19 protein-coding genes are annotated in these 18,918 nt (G+C 60.0%); 15 read left to right on the forward strand and 4 right to left on the reverse strand.

The annotated features are described in order from the left end of the window. Nucleotides 1–108 precede the first annotated feature (108 nt). Nucleotides 109–828 (reverse strand): alpha/beta fold hydrolase, encoded by a 720-nt coding sequence (locus FHS06_RS11785; RefSeq protein ID WP_167049502.1) that lies wholly within the window; start codon nt 826–828, stop codon nt 109–111. 71 nt (nt 829–899) lie between these two features. On the opposite strand from FHS06_RS11785, the gene lepA reads away from it, so the two are divergent. The 12 genes from lepA to leuA all read left to right on the forward strand — a co-directional run bounded on the left by lepA (nt 900) and on the right by leuA (nt 13,910). After that, the gene (gene lepA, locus FHS06_RS11790; RefSeq protein WP_167049504.1) at nt 900–2,750 is read left to right on the forward strand and encodes a translation elongation factor 4; all 1,851 of its coding nucleotides are present in this window, start codon (nt 900–902) and stop codon (nt 2,748–2,750) included. 48 nt (nt 2,751–2,798) lie between these two features. Then, nucleotides 2,799–3,449, forward strand: coding sequence for a DUF1990 family protein (locus tag FHS06_RS11795; protein WP_167049506.1), 651 nt, complete (start codon nt 2,799–2,801; stop codon nt 3,447–3,449). Next, nucleotides 3,449–4,666, forward strand: coding sequence for a radical SAM family heme chaperone HemW (gene hemW / locus FHS06_RS11800; protein WP_167049508.1), 1,218 nt, complete (start codon nt 3,449–3,451; stop codon nt 4,664–4,666). The genes FHS06_RS11795 and hemW overlap by 1 nt, the downstream gene beginning before the upstream one ends. Before the next feature lie 63 nt (nt 4,667–4,729). After that, nucleotides 4,730–5,770 carry a heat-inducible transcriptional repressor HrcA gene (gene hrcA, locus FHS06_RS11805; RefSeq protein ID WP_167049510.1) on the forward strand — a complete coding sequence of 347 codons (1,041 nt, stop codon included), beginning with the start codon at nt 4,730–4,732 and terminating at the stop codon, nt 5,768–5,770. 103 nt (nt 5,771–5,873) lie between these two features. Further along, nucleotides 5,874–6,992, forward strand: a complete 1,119-nt coding sequence (dnaJ, locus tag FHS06_RS11810; RefSeq protein WP_167049512.1) for a molecular chaperone DnaJ — start codon at nt 5,874–5,876, stop codon at nt 6,990–6,992. A 5-nt stretch (nt 6,993–6,997) separates the two neighbouring features. After that, entirely contained in the window at nt 6,998–7,735 is a 738-nt protein-coding gene (locus FHS06_RS11815) for a 16S rRNA (uracil(1498)-N(3))-methyltransferase (RefSeq protein WP_167049514.1), read from the forward strand. Nucleotides 7,736–7,802: 67 nt separating this feature from the next. Further along, nucleotides 7,803–8,150: an HIT domain-containing protein gene (locus FHS06_RS11820; protein WP_167049516.1), complete on the forward strand. Its 348-nt coding sequence runs from the start codon at nt 7,803–7,805 to the stop codon at nt 8,148–8,150. Next, complete coding sequence (locus FHS06_RS11825; RefSeq protein ID WP_167049518.1) at nt 8,128–9,225, forward strand: PhoH family protein; 1,098 nt, start codon at nt 8,128–8,130, stop codon at nt 9,223–9,225. The genes FHS06_RS11820 and FHS06_RS11825 overlap by 23 nt, the downstream gene beginning before the upstream one ends. Next, complete coding sequence (gene ybeY, locus FHS06_RS11830; RefSeq protein ID WP_167049520.1) at nt 9,222–9,698, forward strand: rRNA maturation RNase YbeY; 477 nt, start codon at nt 9,222–9,224, stop codon at nt 9,696–9,698. Before FHS06_RS11825 ends, ybeY begins: the two co-directional genes overlap by 4 nt. Further along, nucleotides 9,695–11,074, forward strand: a complete 1,380-nt coding sequence (locus tag FHS06_RS11835) for a hemolysin family protein (RefSeq protein WP_167049522.1) — start codon at nt 9,695–9,697, stop codon at nt 11,072–11,074. The genes ybeY and FHS06_RS11835 overlap by 4 nt, the downstream gene beginning before the upstream one ends. A 1-nt stretch (nt 11,075) precedes the next feature. Beyond that, a complete protein-coding gene (gene era / locus FHS06_RS11840; RefSeq protein ID WP_167049524.1) occupies nt 11,076–11,996 on the forward strand; it encodes a GTPase Era in 921 nt (306 codons plus the stop codon). Nucleotides 11,997–12,149: 153 nt separating this feature from the next. Beyond that, entirely contained in the window at nt 12,150–13,910 is a 1,761-nt protein-coding gene (gene leuA, locus FHS06_RS11845; protein ID WP_167049526.1) for a 2-isopropylmalate synthase, read from the forward strand. A gap of 68 nt (nt 13,911–13,978) precedes the next feature. Here the strand turns inward: leuA and FHS06_RS11850 are convergent, their stop codons facing one another. Next, entirely contained in the window at nt 13,979–14,671 is a 693-nt protein-coding gene (locus FHS06_RS11850) for a trimeric intracellular cation channel family protein (RefSeq protein WP_167049528.1), read from the reverse strand. A 115-nt stretch (nt 14,672–14,786) separates the two neighbouring features. Here FHS06_RS11850 and FHS06_RS11855 point away from each other — a divergent pair, with 115 nt between their 5' ends. Genes FHS06_RS11855 through FHS06_RS11865 form a run of 3 tightly spaced genes read left to right on the forward strand, consistent with a single transcriptional unit; the run spans nt 14,787 to nt 17,176 of the window. After that, on the forward strand, nt 14,787–15,854 hold the full coding sequence (locus FHS06_RS11855) for an NAD-dependent epimerase/dehydratase family protein (protein ID WP_167049530.1): 1,068 nt from the start codon (nt 14,787–14,789) through the stop codon (nt 15,852–15,854). Nucleotides 15,855–15,863: 9 nt separating this feature from the next. After that, nucleotides 15,864–16,526 (forward strand): glycosyltransferase family 2 protein, encoded by a 663-nt coding sequence (locus FHS06_RS11860; protein ID WP_208388157.1) that lies wholly within the window; start codon nt 15,864–15,866, stop codon nt 16,524–16,526. Beyond that, on the forward strand, nt 16,523–17,176 hold the full coding sequence (locus FHS06_RS11865) for a TIGR04282 family arsenosugar biosynthesis glycosyltransferase (protein WP_167049532.1): 654 nt from the start codon (nt 16,523–16,525) through the stop codon (nt 17,174–17,176). Before FHS06_RS11860 ends, FHS06_RS11865 begins: the two co-directional genes overlap by 4 nt. On the opposite strand, the gene FHS06_RS11870 is transcribed toward FHS06_RS11865, so the two are convergent. Both FHS06_RS11870 and FHS06_RS11875 read right to left on the reverse strand, forming a co-directional pair. Beyond that, nucleotides 17,149–17,640: a hypothetical protein gene (locus FHS06_RS11870; protein WP_167049534.1), complete on the reverse strand. Its 492-nt coding sequence runs from the start codon at nt 17,638–17,640 to the stop codon at nt 17,149–17,151. The genes FHS06_RS11865 and FHS06_RS11870 overlap by 28 nt on opposite strands. Beyond that, nucleotides 17,637–18,905 (reverse strand): molybdopterin-dependent oxidoreductase, encoded by a 1,269-nt coding sequence (locus FHS06_RS11875; protein ID WP_310734814.1) that lies wholly within the window; start codon nt 18,903–18,905, stop codon nt 17,637–17,639. Before FHS06_RS11875 ends, FHS06_RS11870 begins: the two co-directional genes overlap by 4 nt. Nucleotides 18,906–18,918: the final 13 nt, after the last annotated feature.

Raw genomic sequence — 18,918 nt, forward strand, 5'->3', positions numbered from 1 at the left:
GTCAGAGTTCTTTCGTTGCAGTGAATGGATGGGTTGCCAAGCGACATGAGAGGGATGTGCTCAACGTTCGTGAGGGTAAACCCACACGCAAGTCAAAACGAGAGTCTATCAGGTCTGCTCAAGAGTCGTGAGAGCAACGTCCAGAACGGCATTAAACACTCTCGGACGCATTGCCGTTACGAGGTGCGTCGTGCGGGGCACAATAACCAGCTCAGGATCGTGGGCGATGTCGACGAAGAGGTTTTCGTTGAGCCGCAGCTGATCCCACTGACCATTGACGAACCACAGCGGCACGCGGATTCTCTCCAGGGCCGCCAATAAATCTAAGACCGAAAGACTTCGAAGCGCGACGTCCTGTGCGTCGTATGCGTAGCCACCGGCGCCAAAATCAGTGCGGGTCTCGGGCGGGAGGGTGGCGTCGAGCACGCGGTCAGTGAGCCACTGCCCGCGCCCGGGCAGTGCGTTGAAGCTGCGCGCGAGCAATCGGTACGCGACGAGTCCTGCGCCGCGCGGAATCGCGGTACACGATGCAGCAATGAATCCGGCGACGGGTGGTGCGGGGTCTGAACCCACGTATGAGGTGGAAAGGATGCCGCCCATCGAGTGAGCCACAAGAAGCACAGGGCCCGACTCGGCCGCGCTTCGCACGGCGTCATCGATTGTCTCGAACGCACCCTCAAGCGTGAAGGATTCATCGCGTCGCGTCCCGTGTCCGGGTAGATCAACGGCTATCGCGGGGTTACCCCGACGCTCCAAATGTTCCACTTGGCTGCGCCACATCGTCGCCGACGTGCGGATGCCGTGAGCCAGAACCACTTGCACGGTCATTTCAGCAGCCTAACCGGCGTGTCGGCTCGTGCCAGGAGCATTCGGCTGCGCCCGCGTAGAATCGAACGGATATGTCACCCCGTGCCCTCACACCACTCGAGCCGAGTGCGACGCCGCCTGAGTCCATCCGCAATTTTTGCATCATTGCGCACATCGATCACGGCAAGTCGACACTCGCCGACCGGATGCTGCAGATAACCGGCGTCGTTGCCGATCGCGACATGCGCGCCCAATATCTCGACCGCATGGATATCGAACGAGAACGCGGCATCACGATCAAGAGCCAGGCTGTTCGCATGCCCTGGGCAGGCGAAGCAGGCACCGTGGCGCTCAACATGATCGACACACCGGGCCACGTCGACTTCACCTACGAGGTGAGCCGCTCTCTCGCTGCGTGCGAGGGCGCGATCCTCCTTGTCGACGCAGCCCAGGGAATCGAGGCCCAGACGCTCGCGAACCTCTACCTGGCGCTCGAAAATGATCTCACGATCATTCCGGTACTCAACAAAATTGACCTGCCGGCCGCAGATCCAGACAAATTCGCAGCCGAACTTGCCAACCTCATCGGCGGAAGCCCTGACGACGTTCTTCGCGTGAGTGGCAAAACCGGTCAGGGTGTCGAAGCGCTACTTGATCGCATTGTTGCTGAAATTCCGGCGCCGAAAGGCGATGCGAAAGCGCCGGCGCGTGCGATGATCTTCGACTCTGTGTACGACGCATATCGAGGTGTCGTCACCTATGTGCGAATGATCGATGGCCACCTGCATCCGCGTGAACGTATTCAGATGATGTCGACGCGAGCCACGCACGAACTTCTCGAAATCGGGGTTTCGAGCCCTGAGCCGAAGCCCAGTACCGGCCTCGGCGTCGGTGAAGTGGGCTATCTCATCACCGGCGTGAAGGATGTGCGCCAGTCGAAAGTCGGCGACACCGTCACGACGGCGCGCACGCCCGCAACCCAGGCGCTTCCGGGATATACCGATCCGAAGCCCATGGTGTATTCCGGGCTCTATCCCATCGACGGCAGTGACTACCCAGATCTTCGTGAGGCACTCGACAAGCTCAAGCTCTCGGATGCTGCCCTCGTATATGAACCCGAGACATCTGTCGCACTCGGATTCGGGTTTCGTTGCGGGTTCCTCGGCCTCTTGCACTTGGAAATCGTGTCCGAGCGTCTCTCACGCGAATTCGGGTTGGATCTCATTACCACCGCTCCCAGCGTCATTTACGAAGTGACAACGGATGCCGGGGCCCAAATCACCGTGACCAACCCCAGCGAGTACCCCGACGGCAAGATCGCCTCGGTGACCGAGCCCATGGTGAAAGCTGCAATCCTCCTTCCGAAGGACTACGTCGGCACTGTGATGGAGCTTTGCCAGACGCGCCGAGGCACTCTGCTGGGTATGGAATATCTTTCTGAGGAACGAGTCGAGCTTCGCTACAACATTCCGCTGGGTGAGATCGTCTTCGACTTCTTCGACCAGCTGAAGTCGAAGACACAGGGCTACGCGAGTTTGGACTACGAACCGAGCGGAGATCAGGCATCCGATCTTGTGAAAGTCGACATCCTGTTGCAAGGCGACAAGGTCGATGCATTCAGCTCTATCGTTCATCGCGACAAGGCCTACGCCTACGGCGTTCTCATGACCGAGCGCCTGAAGAAACTGATTCCTCGACAGCAGTTCGAAGTGCCGATTCAGGCTGCGATCGGCGCGCGGATTATTGCGCGCGAGTCGATTCGCGCGATGCGAAAAGACGTGCTGGCCAAATGCTACGGCGGCGATATTTCCCGCAAGCGCAAGCTTCTCGAGAAGCAAAAAGAGGGCAAGAAGCGCATGAAAATGGTGGGTCGCGTCGAAGTCCCCCAGGATGCCTTCATCGCTGCACTTTCAGGCGATGTCGAGAGCAAAGACGCAAAGTAACGGAATACCAGCAGGATGAGTGGCGTGCAAGCGCCTAGGGTGGAGATCATGCGCCGAGGGACGTTCCGAGACGAAACCGTCGATTATGCAGCAGTGGGGGCGACGCAGGCTTCTGACCTCATGCAGTACCCGCCGGAGCGCAGTGTTCCGGCGGAGCAGACGATCAAGCTCGGCAGTGGCGAAGAGCGTTTTCGCTCCGCAGGAGACGCGCTGCTCGCATGGCGATCGCTGCGTGACGCGGGACTCGTTGTGAGCGATGTTCGTCCCGCCGCGGGACCGATGTACTCCGGCGTGAGCTTTGACGAAGACGGCAACCCGGTCGAGCCATCTCGACTCGAAGCAGAGCAAAGATTCGATGAAGACGGCACACCCTTCGTTGGGGCCGGCACCACCATTCGCGTTCACGGCAGCGTCGGACGTTTCAGCGCTGATGGCGAGCTCCGCGTTATTTATGCGATTGAGGAGACGCGCCGCATTGGGTTCGCCCTCGGTACCGTGGGCGGCTCCGTCGTGAGCGGTGAAGAGTCATTCATCGTGGACTGGCTGCCCAACGACGAGGTTTGGTTCACAGTGCGTGCCTTCGACGCTCCAATTTCGGCCTGGTACAAGCTTTTCGGCGCTCTTGTGAAGCGCCGTCGACGCGAGCTTTTCACCCGTTACCTTCGTGCCATTTCACCCATGTACACGACTCCCGCCTGATGGGGGCTGCGCTTCCCCTCGGTGAGGCCGCGCCCGTAGACGGTCGAATGCCGGACGGTGTTCGGGTACACCCAAACGTGGACTTTGGGGTCTATTTGCATGTGCCTTTTTGCAGCGTGCGCTGCGGCTATTGCGATTTCAACACCTACACGGCGGATGAGCTCCGTGGTGCGCGGCGCGACCAATACGCTGACACGCTGATTGACGAGATTGGCTTGGCGCGCGGGGTACTCGAAGCCGCAGGCGGCCTACGCGCTGCCCAAACTGTGTTCTTCGGGGGTGGTACCCCAACTCTTCTTCCGCCCGAAGACCTGGCCCGGATGTTGGATGCTGTCCGCGACAATTTCGGAATCGCCGATGATGCTGAGATCACAGTTGAAGCGAACCCTGACACGGTGACAGAACGGGTCGCCGGGAGTCTCGCAGCGGCAGGGATCACACGCGTCTCGATCGGAATGCAGTCTTCGGTGCCTCATGTCCTCGAGGCGCTGGATCGCACACACTCGCCAGAAAATATCGCGACGGCCGTTGCTGCGGTGAAGGCACAGGGGCTTGATGTCAGTCTCGATCTCATTTATGGGGCCCCTGGAGAGTCGCTCGATGACTGGCGTCAGTCCCTTGACACAGCGCTGTCGCACGACCCCGATCATCTTTCCGCATACGCGCTGATTATCGAGGACGGCACGAAGCTTGCTCGTCAGATACGGCGCGGTGAACGGCCCGCACCCGATGACGATCTCCAGGCTGACATGTACGAACTGGCTGATGAGGTTCTCGAATCAGCGGGCTACAGCTGGTACGAAGTGTCGAATTGGGCGCGCAAGGAGAGCCAGCGCTCACGTCACAACCTCGCTTACTGGCGGGGTACAGATTGGTGGGGTTTCGGCCCCGGGGCGCACAGTCATCTCGATGGGCTCCGCTGGTGGAACGTCAAGCATCCTGCGGCGTACGCCGCCCGTTTGGCCGACGGGTCATCGCCTGCGGCCGGAAGAGAGCAACCGGATGCTGACGCGCGCTATCTCGAGCGGGTGCTCTTGCAATCGCGCATCCGCGAGGGGCTGCCGGTAGCCGACCTGTCACCGTCGGGTCGGCTGGGTGTTGCCTCGCTCATTGCGGATCAGCTGATCGAGGCGGACACGGCAATCAAGGGTCGAATAGTGCTCACTCGTCGTGGTCGACTTCTCGCAGATGCCGTTGTTCGCTCGTTAACGGAGTAGCGCGCTCGCTCCTCGGCTAGAATTGGCACTCTCGATCGAAGAGTGCCAAGAGGGAGGCGACGCGTGGTCAGTGAACGAGGACTTCAGGTGCTGCGCGCCATCGTCCAGGATTACGTTGAAACTCACGAGCCTGTCGGTAGCAAAGCAATTGTCGATCGTCACTCTTTCGGGGTTTCTGCCGCGACGATCCGCAACGATATGGCCCTCCTCGAAGACGAAGAACTCATTACTGCGCCGCACACTTCGTCTGGGCGAATTCCGACCGACAAGGGATATCGCGTGTTCGTCGACCATCTTGCGGAGCTTCGGCCGCTCTCACCGGCTCAGCGCTCAGCTATTGCGTCGTTTCTTGAGGGTTCGAATGACTTAGATGACGTCCTTGCTCGAACGGTTCGCGCTCTGACGCAGGTGACGGGTCAGGTTGCGCTGGTGCAGTACCCGTCGTTCGCGCGGGCTAACGTCACCCACGTTGAGCTCGTCGCGCTCGGCATGGGAAAAGTGTTGGTCATTCTGGTGACTGACACGGGTCGGGTATCGCAGCGGATTGCGTTCGTGCCTGATGACTTGGACGAGACAGACGTTGCGCAGTTGCGAGCGCAAGCCTCGGTCGTCGTGACAGGATTTTCGGTTCGCGAGGGTGTGCGCCGTGTCGAAGACATCCTCGGCGCCGAGCCATCGACGTCTACTCGTCTCGACAACGCGCTCCGCCCGATCTTGCGCGTCGTTGGAGAAGAGCTCGACGAATTCCGCCAGGATCGCCTCGTCCTTGCCGGGGCCGCCAACTTAGCGCGCCGCGAGTCCGACTTCCGCGGCAGCATCTCACCTCTGCTTGAAGCCATCGAAGAGCAAGTGACCCTTTTGCGCCTCATGACAGAGATGGTGGCTGATGGCAACGGGCTCGCTGCGAGTATTGGACGAGAAAACGAGCCGTTCGGTTTGCCCGAGGCATCCGTCCTGGCCAGCACGTACGACACGACCGGATCGCAGTCACGCATCGGGCTCCTGGGCCCGATGCGGATGGACTATTCCACCAACCTCGCGGCTGTCCGCGCGGTTGCCCACTACCTCAGTCAGCTGCTCGATGAGGATGAGAACCACAAATGAGCAACACTGACGAACAGCTCTGATGACCAACACCGAAGTACAACTCTGAAAACGACGTTCGACACCGAACGATCCCGCATAAAGTGCGGGCAGGAAGGCGAAAGTGGCTGACCACTACGAAGTGCTCGGGGTATCGCGGGAAGCGACGCCGGACGAGATCAAGAAGGCTTATCGACGACTGGCGCGCCAGCTTCACCCGGATGTGAATCCAGGCGAAGACGCGTCAGAGAAGTTCAAACTCGTCACACACGCGTACGACGTGTTGAGCGACCCAGAACAGCGCCGCCGGTATGACATGGGTGGCGATTCGTCGCCCTTTGGAGGCGGAGGTGGTGGGGCCAACTTCGGTGGCTTCGGCGACATCTTCGAGACCTTCTTCGGCGGAGGCGGTCAGACCCGCGGCGCGCGCGCGCGTTCGCGTGCTGAACGCGGGCAAGACGCACTCGTTCGACTCGATCTGGAATTGGGCGATGTGGTGTTCGGTGTGCACCGCGATCTTGAAGTAGACACCGCGGTTCTATGCCACACGTGCGAGGGTTCGTGCTGCCAGCCGGGTACTTCACCCGTGACCTGCGATATCTGCCATGGCAGTGGCCACATTCAGCGCACGGTCAGGAGCCTGCTCGGCAACGTGGTCACGAATCAGCCGTGTGCGACATGCCAGGGCTACGGCACGACTATTCCGTACCCGTGCGCCACGTGCCAAGGGCAGGGACGGGTGCGCGAGCGTCGCACGGTTTCTCTCGACATCCCCGCTGGTGTAGAAAACGGGCTTCGCTTGCAGCTGCCAGGTTCGGGCGAAGTTGGTCCCGCGGGTGGGCCGAACGGAGACCTGTATATCGAGGTCAGCGTTGCACCGCACGAAACGTTCAGCCGCGAAGGCGACGATCTCCTCGCAACCATCGAAGTTTCGATGCCGGATGCAATTCTTGGCACGAGCACGAAGATCGATTCGCTTGACGGCTCGGTAGAACTCGAGCTGCGTGCGGGTGTGCAAAGCGGAGACATACTCACCATCAAAGGGCGCGGTATTACCCCGCTTCGCGGATCTCAGCGCGGCGACCTCCGGATTGGCGTCCAGGTCGTGACCCCGACACGCCTCGACAGCAAAGAGCGGCAGATGATCGCCGAGTTTGCGGCTCGCACCAAGGCGCCGGCGCCTCACCTCGCCGAGTTCCACCAGGGGCTGTTTTCAAAGCTGCGCGATAGGTTCCGAGGTTAAAACCCTTGGCGCTGCATTTTCTGCACGACACCCCACTCTCACCCGAGCTCGGTGAAGGATCCGAGATCACGTTGACGGGCACCGAGGCGCATCACGCCGCAACGGTGCGTCGAGTTCGGGTGGGCGAAGGTGTCACCGTCGGTGATGGTCGCGGTGTGTGGATTGAGGCTGTCACGACGACGGTGTCACCCAAAGAGGTGCGGCTTCGTGTTGTCGCTCGAGAAGATGTGGCGCCGGCATCCCCTCGAACGGTGCTCGTTCAGGCGCTCGCTAAGGGGGACCGTGACGAGCTGGCGGTGCAAACAGCAACTGAGCTCGGTGTCGACGAGATTGTGCCGTGGCAGTCCTCTCGCAGCATCTCGCGTTGGGAAGGCGCGAAGGCCGAGAAAGGCCGACTGCGGTGGGAATCGATCGTTCGTGAGGCGTCTAAGCAGGCGCATCGAGCGTTTACGCCGACGGTATCGGGGGTGGTTTCTACTGCCTCGCTCGTGGCGATGGCAAAGGAATTTCGGATGCTGCTGCTTGATCCGACAGCTTCGGAGCGCTTGACGACAGTCGATATCGCGGACGCTACCGGGATCGTGCTCGTCGTTGGGCCTGAGGGCGGATTCACGCCCGCCGAAATTGACACGCTCGTCGGCGCGGGCGCCCAAAACGTGAGGCTCGGCGGCACTGTCTTGCGAACCTCGAGTGCGGGGCCGGCGGCACTCGCTGTTCTCAACGCTCGCCTTGACCGATGGTGATTCGGCGGTCCTCACGCTGATCCAGCTGGGGGAGCTCGTCGTGAGGCACCCTCGGTAGGATGGAGGTATGAGTGAACCTTCGATTTTTACGCGAATTCTCACGGGAGAAATTCCCGCGGAGATCGTGGGGGAGTCCGCCAACGTTTTTGCGATTCGCGACATTGCTCCGCAGGCTCCCGTCCATCTCTTGGTGATTCCTAAAACTCAAGAGTTTCGCGACGTCGTGGAACTTGCCGCTGCGGCCCCGGCGCTAATGGCCGAAATGGTTGCTCTTGCTCGATCGCTCGCTGTGGAGCACTCAGATGGTGACTTCCGTTTGATTTTCAACACTGGTGAAGGCGCAGGCCAAACGGTGTTTCACGTTCACGCTCATGTCCTTTCCGGATCTCTCAATGAAAAGAGCCTTGGTGGCTGATAGTTCTGATTCCTCGACCGTCGAGCGCATCCTTGTCGATGGCATCGCAATGGTGAAATTGTTGGGGCCGGGCGACCGACTTCTGCGCGTGCTTGAGCGCGAGCATCCCGGTGTCGACCTGCATGTCCGCGGCAATGAGATCACGCTGACAGGCACGCCCGAGGTCGTTGCGGGGGCGAAAGAGCTCGTGAACGAGCTGATCACAATGACACGTGCAGGTCACGATCTTGCACCCGCAGATGTTGCAACGTCGCAGCGAATTCTCGAGAAGGACGGAGCTATGCGACCTTCTGAGGTGCTCGGCGAAGTGATTCTGAGCTCTCGCGGCAAGATCGTGCGCCCGAAGACACTGGGTCAAAAAGACTATGTCGATGCGATTGAAGAGAACACGATCGTGTTCGGCATCGGTCCTGCCGGTACAGGTAAGACCTATCTTGCGATGGCGAAGGCCGTGCAAGCACTCCAGCGCAAAGAGGTGAGCCGCATCATTCTCACGCGGCCGGCCGTTGAGGCTGGCGAACGCTTGGGCTTTCTGCCTGGCAGCTTGACAGACAAGATTGATCCGTACCTGCGTCCGCTCTACGACGCTCTCAACGAGATGATGGACCCAGAACTCGTTCCAAAGCTCATGGCCTCAGGAACTATTGAGGTTGCACCGTTGGCTTACATGCGAGGCCGTACGCTCAACGACTCGTTCGTCGTGCTCGATGAAGCTCAGAACACGACGCCGGAGCAGATGAAGATGTTTTTGACACGTCTTGGCTTCGGCACCCGCATGGTCGTCACGGGCGACATCACCCAGGTCGATCTGCCCCAGGGCTCTTCGGGACTTCGTCTCGTGACTCGGGTGCTTCGTGACATTGACGACATTCACTTTGCCGTGCTGACAAGCGCTGACGTTGTGCGTCACTCACTCGTTGGGCGGATCGTCGACGCGTACACCGAGTACGACGAACGTGCGGTCGCTGCGCGACGGGAACGCGACGAAGCAGCGGAGTTCGCGAGCCGCGTTGATCGCCGCGCGCCACGCGCTGGCGCCACACGAGACAGGCTTCCGAAGCGAGGACGTTCATGACGATTGAAATCAACAACGAGTCGGGTTTTGAGGTCGATGAGTCGGTATTTTTACGGCTCATGGAGAGTAACTTCGCGCAGTTGCACGTGAGCCCTGACGCGGATGTCGCAATCCTGCTGGTGGATGAGGGCGCGATGGAAGCGCTGCACGTACAGTGGATGGATGAGCCGGGCCCCACCGACGTTCTCAGTTTTCCGATGGATGAATTGCGGCCGGGTACCGAGGAGCAGCCGACGGCGCCAGGCCTTCTCGGCGACATCGTGTTGTGTCCTCAAGTCGCCCAGACGCAAGCTCAGGCAGCGACGCCACCCCAGTCCACGCAGGATGAACTCGTGATGTTGACGACACACGGTTTGCTGCACCTCTTGGGATTCGACCACGCTGAGCCAGCTGAGGAACGCGAGATGTTCGGTCTTCAGCGCGAACTCATCGCGACCTTCGCCGCGGCAGAGCGGCGCCGGAATCACGCATGACACCTGTTTTACTGCTCGTCCTCGCCGTCATCTTGACGGCGTTTGGAGCGCTGATGGCTGCCATCGACGCCGCGCTCAGCGTGACGTCTCGGCAAGATCTCGCGGAGGCTGCGGAGCAGGGAAAGAACGCTGACCTGCTGCGGCGAATCGCGGCAGATCCTGATGCGCACGAAAACGCGGTGATCTTCATTCGTGTGCTCGCAGAAACCACAGCTGCTGTGCTTGTCACTGTGTCGTTCACGATGCTGATCCAAAACATCTGGTGGGCGATGCTCGGCGCCGCCGTATTGATGACCGGCATTTCGTTCGTCGTCGTGGGTGCAAGCCCTCGTTCAGTGGGCCGTCGTCACTCCCGAGGACTCCTTAGCGGAACCGCACCGATCATTCGTGGTGCACGAATTGTTCTTGGTCCGCTCGCGCACGCACTTGTGGCACTCGGCGACCGTGTCACTCCGGGCGCCTCCCGCGGCGCATCGTTCGACTCCGAAGAACAACTGCTCAGCATGCTTGATGAAGCTGCTGACCACGACCTCATCGAAGAGGACGACCGCGACCTCATTCACTCGGTCTTCGACTTCACAGATACATACGTGCGTGCGGTGATGATTCCGCATACTGACATGGTCACGCTGCCAGCAAGCACACCCACCCGCGAAGCAATCGCCCTCTTTCTTGAAAAGGGCGTTTCTCGCATCCCGCTCTTAAGAGATGAGCGCGACGACGTGCAGGGTGTGCTCTATTTGAAGGATCTCGTGCAATTCGCCTTTCGTGACGAGACGAAATGGGCTGAGGCCCCGGTCGGGCCGCTCGCACGACGCCCCGTCTTCGTACCGGAATCGATGAAGGCAGAGACGCTGCTCCAGCAGATGAAGCGCGACGCTGTGCACGTCTGTCTTGTGATCGACGAGTACGGGGGAATATCGGGTCTCGTCACTTTGGAAGACCTTTTGGAAGAGCTCGTCGGTGAGATTTCTGACGAATATGACCCGAGGGTCGAGGAGGTCGTCGAGCTCGAGCCGGGTCGCTATCGCGTTTCTGCCCGGCTTTCGCTCGACAGCGTCGGTGACTTGTTTGGTCTCGACCTCGAAGACGATGATGTTGATTCGGTAGGCGGTCTGCTTTCTAAAGCACTCGGACGAGTGCCGCAACCGGGAGCGCGAGCCGAGCGTGACGGGCTCATCCTCGTCGGCGGAACTTCTCGTGGGCGTGGCCGGGGACTCGACACAGTTTTCGTCGAACGCGCCCAACCGCCTGCAGCGGTTGAAGAAACCAATGAGGATGATTCGGACACCATTGCCGAAAGCATTCTCTCCGCAGATACGGGTGCCGTACGCATTCCGAAAACTAAAGGCAAGAATGCCAAGCGACGGGATTGACATGACGGACACAAACTCATCTACTAACGCGGTACCCACCCACAGCGGTTTTGCAACATTTGTCGGACGCCCAAACGTCGGAAAATCAACGCTGACGAACGCGCTTGTGGGAGAAAAGGTAGCGATCACGAGCGATAAGCCGCAGACCACGCGGCGCGCGATCCGAGGGATTCTGAATCGACCAGCCGGACAGCTGGTAATCGTTGACACTCCGGGGATCCACAAGCCTCGGACGCTGCTCGGGCAGAGGCTAAATGATCTCGTCGATCAGGTTCTCGGCGACGTAGACGTGATTGTGTTCTGCGCTCCGGCAAACGAAAAAGTAGGACCGGGCGACACACGAATTGCTCACTCGCTTGATGGATACAAACGGGCCGTCAAAGTCGCACTGGTCACAAAGACCGATGTGGCGACACGGGAGCAGATCACCGAACGCCTGCTCGAGGTGGATGCGCTCCGCGAGGACTGGTCCGCGGTGATTCCTGTTTCTGCGCTGACGAACGACCAGCTCGACGTGCTCACTGACGAGTTGCTCGCGCTCATGCCGATCGGTCCGGCTCTGTATCCCGCGGGTGTGGTGACAGATGAGTCGATCGAAGACCGCATTGCAGAGATTATTCGTGAGGCATCTCTCGAGGGTGTCCGCGATGAGCTGCCGCACTCGATTGCCGTCACCATCGAAGATATGTCGCCTCGTGAAAACTCTGACCTCACGGATATCTTTGCGAACATCGTTGTCGAACGCGACAGCCAGAAGGCCATCATCCTCGGTCGGGGCGGTTCGCGCCTCCGGGATGTTGGAGCGACCGCGCGTGCCCAGATTGAACCGCTCGTTGGCACACGAGTGTTTCTTTCGCTCCGCGTACGCGTTGCGAAAGAGTGGCAACGCGACGCCAAGCAGCTGGGGCGGCTGGGCTTCTAAGGATTCAGTGCTTTCTATCCCTGCTACCATCTTTTACATGCGCTTCGGTGGGCTTCTTCTTCTTAGCTGCCGCGACGAGTCCTCGATTTAGGGCCTTCCTCGTCGCGGAGCTTGTGCTGGCCCGCCTCAACACACGAGAGAAGAAGCGAAGAAATGCACAAGACACAAAAGCCTTCCGGAATGCCGATCCACAAGTATCGGCCGTACCAGGATCAAATTCAGGTCGACGTTCCCGACCGCACCTGGCCCGATGCTCGAATCACGCAAGCACCTCGCTGGTGCGCTGTAGATTTGCGCGATGGAAACCAAGCGCTCATCGATCCTATGAGTCCCGAGCGCAAACGAGTGATGTTCGATCTGCTCGTGAGCATGGGGTACAAAGAGATCGAGGTTGGCTTTCCGAGCGCGAGTCAGACCGACTTTGACTTCGTGCGCCACCTCATCGAAGACAACGTCATCCCCGACGACGTCACCATTCAGGTACTGACGCAGGCGCGAGAGCACCTGATCGCGCGAACCTACGATTCGATTGCCGGAGCCAAACAGGCGATCGTTCACCTCTACAACTCGACCAGCGTGCTTCAGCGTGATGTCGTCTTTCGCACCGACAAACAGGGCATCATCGACATTGCGCTCGAGGGCGCGCGGTTGTGCCGTGAGTACGAAAAGACAATCCCGGATACCACGGTTTACTACGAGTACTCTCCCGAGAGCTACACCGGCACCGAACTCGAGTTCGCTGTAGACGTCTGCAACCAGGTCATCGAGATTTTCGAACCGACGCCCGAGCGCAAAGTCATCATCAACCTGCCCGCGACGGTCGAGATGGCGACCCCGAATGTCTACGCCGACTCGATCGAGTGGATGAACCGCCACCTCGCGCACCGCGACAACATCATCATTTCGCTGCACCCGCACAACGACCGCGGTACAGCGATCGCAGCTGCCGAGCTGGGTTACATGGCGGGCGCTGACCGGATTGAAGGATGCCTCTTCGGCAATGGAGAGCGCACCGGAAACGTCGATCTCGTTGCGCTGGGGATCAACCTGTTCACGCAGGGAATTGACCCCGAGATCAACTTCAACGACATCGACCAGATCAAGCGAACGGTCGAATATTGCAATCAACTGCCTGTGCACGAACGCAGCCCATGGGCCGGTGATCTGGTGTTCACGGCGTTCAGCGGCTCGCACCAGGATGCCATCAAGAAAGGTCTTGAAGCGATGGAGGCGCGCGCGGCATCCGAAGGCGTTGGCGTTGATGACATTGAGTGGACTGTTCCTTACCTGCCCATTGATCCCAAAGATCTTGGACGCTCCTACGAGGCTGTTATTCGCGTGAACTCGCAGTCAGGCAAGGGTGGCGTGGCCTACCTGTTGAAGACTGATCATTCGCTTGATCTGCCGCGTCGGTTGCAGATTGAGTTCTCTGGCGTCGTTCAAGCTAAGACTGACTCGGAGGGTGGCGAAGTGACGAGCGACCAAATTTGGTCGATCTTCACCGACGAGTACCTGCCAGCTGTTCAAAGTGACAGCAAATGGGGACGCTTTGAGCTGCTCGCGACCAGAAGCACGAGTGAAATGACTGGCGATGTCGAACTTGCGGTGCGGCTGCGCGACGGCGAAACGGTCTCTGACACGACGGGGCACGGAAACGGCCCGGTAGCTGCGTTCATTGATGTTCTCCGCGGGCACGGATTCGACATTTCGCTCTACGACTACGTCGAACACACTCTCAGCGCGGGCGGCGATGCGCAGGCTGCGGCTTATGTGGAACTCCAAGTAGACGGCGAGCGGCTGTGGGGTGTCGGCATCGATGGTGACATCTCGACAGCTTCTTTGAAAGCCGTCGTGTCGTGCGTCAACCGCGCGGTGCGCACTCGCACGGTAGCGGGTGAGCTCACCGCCGTTTAAGACGTATTCGATGGAGGGCCGGGTGAGCAAATTTAGCTCACCCGGCCCTCCATTGCTGTCTCCCTCGGCTAGGCCTTGGGGTGCACAATCGGAATAGCCGCAGTCTCCACTGCAACCTTTCGCCGATAAAGCATCCGTTGTTCCGGCAGAGAGAGGTCGAAGATGACTGCGAGGAGCCGGATGACGGTTGTGAAGCTCACCCCGATCACCGCGGCGAGCCCGATGTCTAGTCCTAATGCTGCTGCTGAAGCGAGGGCGAGGCATCCGGCACCTGCCGCTACCGCGTAAAGCGACCCGACGTGCATGATCGCGACCGGCAAGCCCATCATCACGTCACGCAGCACGCCGCCGCCCACCGCGGCGCAGACCCCTACGAATACAGCGGGAACGAGGGGAAGCCCGACGACCAGCGCCTTGCTCGTCCCAAATGCGCCAAAAAGACCGATAACGACAGCATCCAGCCCAACGATGAGCCAGTTCACTCTCGCGAGTATGCCCGCAAGCAACATACCCACGAGCGCCGCGGCAATTGCTGTTAGCAGATACCAGTTTGATTGCAGCGTCGCGGGTGGCAGCCCCAGCAAGAGGTCGCGAATGAGGCCGCCGCCCATGCCCATGAGAATTCCGATGATGGCGACTCCGAGAAAATCGAGTCGACGATCGCCGCGGAACCCGGAGGCGAAGAGCGCACCTTGGATTCCACCAAGTCCGACCGCGACGAGATCGGCCCAGAGCGGGATGACGAAGAGCGGCTGAGGCACATCACCTATTGTGCGCGGCACTCGCTGTGGCGACTCGTTTCAGCACGCCGGAAGTCTAAAATTTGCTCGCCGTCAAGCCGCCTCGTGAACAGGAGATGGCGCTTAGGGTAAGTAAATGCGAAGGATGCTCATCACCGGTGGCGCGGGATTTATCGGTTCCCGGCTACATCGTCTGGCGGCCAGTTCCGGATGGGACGTGCGAATACTCGACTCGCTACGTGCTGACGTGCACGGTTCTGCACCGAGCGGCAGACGAAGCGACACTGATTTCATACACGGTGATGTGACTGACCCCGATGTACTCGACGCCGCGCTTGAAGGTGTTGACGTCGTTTCTCATCAGGCAGCGAAAGTCGGGCTCGGTGTCAACATGGCAGACGCACCCGACTACGCGCGCACCAATGTCGCAGGAACCGCAGAAGTCTTGGCTGCGATGCGCCGTCACGGAGTGCAACGCCTCGTTCTGGCTTCGTCGATGGTGATCTACGGCGAGGGCGCTTACCGAGTTCCTGGTAGTGGCGTGGTTGCTCGGCCGGCGCCGCGGCTCGCGGCGGACCTCATCGCCGGTAACTTCGATCCCTACGATGCCGATACGAAGGAGCTTCTGGTGCCGGAGCTCTTGTCAGAGGACGCACCCACCGATCCGCGAAACGTGTACGCGACAACGAAGTTGGCGCAGGAGCACCTCGCATCGTCTTGGGCTCGTGAGACGGGTGGCCGAGCCGCGATACTTCGCTACCACAACGTATATGGACCAGGAATGCCGCGTGATACGCCCTACGCGGGAGTCGCGTCGCTGTTTCGGTCTGCTCTTGAGCGAGGCGAAGCGCCTCGGGTGTACGAAGACGGCGCTCAGCGTCGGGATTTTGTGCACGTTTCCGATGTCGCTGGAGCGAACATGGCGTCTGCTGACTGGACAGATAGCGCGCCGGAGGGCGCGGTGCGTGCGTTCAACGTCGGCAGTGGCCGGGTGAGCACGATTGGTGAAATGGCAACTGCACTGAGTGATGCATTCGGCGGACCCGCCCCGCTCACAACGGGTGAATTTCGTCTTGGAGATGTGCGGCACATCACCGCGTCGTCTGAGCGCGCTTCAAAAGAACTTGGATGGCACGCAGCGGTGCCGTTCGAGGAGGGCATGCGGGAATTCGCTACTGCTCCACTTCGGTCTGCAGGAAGCTGAGCACCAAAGTTGAATGAAATCGATATTGTCTTTCCCTGTTTGAACGAGGCGGCAGCGCTGCCGTGGGTGCTTTCTCACATCCCACCCTCCTGCCGCGCGATCGTCGTCGACAACGGATCCACCGATGGTTCGGCGCAGATCGCAGCTGAATTCGGTGCACTTGTTGTTTCTGAGTCTCGACGAGGATTCGGCGCGGCGGCTCATGCCGGTTTGGAGGCGGCGACCGCGCCAATTGTGGCTTTCGCGGATGCTGACGCTTCTTTGAATCCTGAAGAACTCCCCACTCTTTCGGCAATCGTGCGCGACGGCGCCGCCGATCTTGTCTTAGGGTGCCGAGTACCCACGCAGAGAGGTGCATGGCCGTGGCACGCGCGCCTCGCCAACTACGAGCTTGCCCGGCGCATTACGCGGGCGACCGGGGTTCGCGTGCGGGACCTGGGACCTATGCGAGCAGCGCGCCGAGAAGATTTGCTTTCGCTGGATCTGAAAGATCGTCGCAGTGGATACCCGCTCGAAATGATGCTCAAAGCTGCGGCGGCCAGGTGGCGCATCGTCGAAAAGGAGGTTGCGTACCACCCACGGGTCGGGCGCTCTAAAGTCACCGGGACGGCGAGGGGCACTCTGATCGCCGTGAAAGATATGTCGAAACTGCTGCGGGAGTATTCAGCATGAGCTCATCTCTCACCGTGGCGATCATTGCGAAAGAGTGCCGTCCGGGTTTCGTCAAGACCAGGTTGAGTCCGCTGCTCACGCCGAATGAGGCTGCTGAGCTCGCAGCGGCGAGTCTTGCCGACACGATCGAGTTCGTGTCGGCAATTCCTGCGACGCGACGCATCCTATTTTTCGACGGTATCCCGCCGCAGGGCGCGAAGCGTCTCGGGTTCGAGGTCTTGCCGCAACCTTCGGGTGGGCTCGACCAGCGCCTGGGGTTTCTTTTTGACGAGATGACCGGCCCAAGTTTGATGATCGGGATGGATACACCTCAGGTCACGATTCAAGATCTAGCCGGGCCACTGACGGGGTGGGAGAAGTCGATAGATTGCTGGTTCGGACCAGCTATAGACGGCGGGTTTTGGGCACTCGCCATGAAAGAACCCGACGGCAGTGTTATTCGAGGCGTTGAGATGTCACAGCCCGACACCGGGCAGCAGCAGCGATCTCGCCTTGTTGACGCTGGTTTGCAGGTTCGCGACCTGTCGACATTGCGCGATTTTGATCACGTTGAAGATATTGACGAGATCGCCAGCTCTATTCCGGGCTCGCGCACCGAGAAAGTGTGGAGTGCTATGCGATCTCATCTGTCCGCACGAGCCGACTCGTAGTTGCCCCTGTCTGCCCTGCGTTTTCTCGCTAGCCATCCTGCGAGGACGCAAGCTGCGCTCATGGTGAGAGCCGACAGCCACATGATCGCGACGACGAAGAGATAGTCAGTCGTATGGATGGTGCTGTTGCGGGGCCCCGCTATCCGCACCGCGATACCCGGGATAGCCACGAGCGCGGCGCATGCCGATGCCACGAGCGATGCGCGGGCGATGGCCGCATACACCGGACCGATCGTGCGAGCGAGCGGTAGCGCGAAGCTCGCGGCCACCGCGACGATCGGGGCGATCACCGCATCATGAATGATGAGCGCCATGACTAGCCAGATGCCGAGATGGCCGATGTCGTCTAGTGGCAGAGACATGAGAGCGAACACGAGGCCGAGGCCGATGAGTACTACTCCGCCTGCACCAATGAAGACACGGAGAAATAGCAGACGTGGAGGATCAGCAGCGATAGAACTCATCGGATCACCTCGATACGGCTGAGCCATTTCGTTTGCAACACTCCTGGTCGGCCGGGAGCGATGACTCGCAACGGGTACCCATGGTCAATGTCGAGGGGTTCGTCGCCGAGAAAGAGCGCGGCGAGAGTCGTGGGGTCGGCGACGTACGCTGCCTGCATCGTTGTCGTGGCAAACGCGCCACGCACCTGGAGGCTTTCGAGTCGCACATCAACGTTTCTCTCGTCCACGAGTTCCAAGAGATCCTTCAGGCGCACACCCCGCCAGGTCGCTTGCTGGCTCCAGCCTTCCACGCAAGCAATAGGAAGCTCGACCGTCGTTTGGTTCATGCTGAGTAGATCTTCGCGGCTCAATTCGATGCTCTTCGTTGCGCCGGTGATTGTCAGCCGCCACGAGGGAGAACGAGCTGAATCAAGGACTCCGGCCTCTGCGGCAGTCCGGTTCACGGGCAGACTCTGAGGGCCGGTATAGGGGCGACGAGGAGCCAGAAACGCAATTGATCGCAGCGGTGCAAAGGTCTGACCGGCGGTTGTGGCGACGATCAAGCCTGCGGCTGTTCCCACCGCGATAAGGGCGCCGCGGCGCGAAACGGCTTCAGCATGCGAGCTAGTGTCGCCGCTGGCAGGCGCGTCGGTGGTCGTGTGTGAGTCAACGCTAGGGCGTCGCCAAAAGCTGACGATCGCAGGCAGTTTGATCGCAACGTGCAGCGCGATGCTGCCGATCAATATCCACGCAAGCGCGAAGTGCACCCGACGAAAGGAGAAAGGAAATATGTACCACTGTGCAATGTTCATGACACCGAGTGCGACTTCGAGCAGCGCGGTCGAAACCAGAACTGCGACCGCCAGCCGTTCCAAAAACGACAGCACACCGGTGACAGGGGGCCAGACAAAAAGTCGCGGAAAAACCGACCACAGTTTTCCGAGCAGCACGGGGACGAGCGCAAGACCCGCGAGTACGTGCGTTCCTTGCGTGAATCTATAGAGCTGCGCTGGCTGGGGAGACAGCGGAAACCACTCCGGTGGGTTTTGCAGCACGTGACTGTAGAGACCGGTTGAGAAACAGACGAGCATGAGGATGCCGAGCACTCGGCCCAGCACGACTGTTGTACGAGTGCGCCGACCCGGTGTGTTTACACGCATGCCGGATGTGCGGACGAAGGCCTCGGCTCGGGCCGAAAGGCGGTCGGTGACGCTTTGGTGCATAATCACAGCAAACACTGACTTCACCGTCAGCGGAACGCCCGACACCAAAATTTCGCAATCCACGTTTAGGCTCAGT

Origin of the sequence: Microbacterium halimionae, from assembly GCF_011761265.1 — a bacterium.
GTDB classification, from domain to species: Bacteria; Actinomycetota; Actinomycetes; order Actinomycetales; family Microbacteriaceae; genus Microbacterium; species Microbacterium halimionae.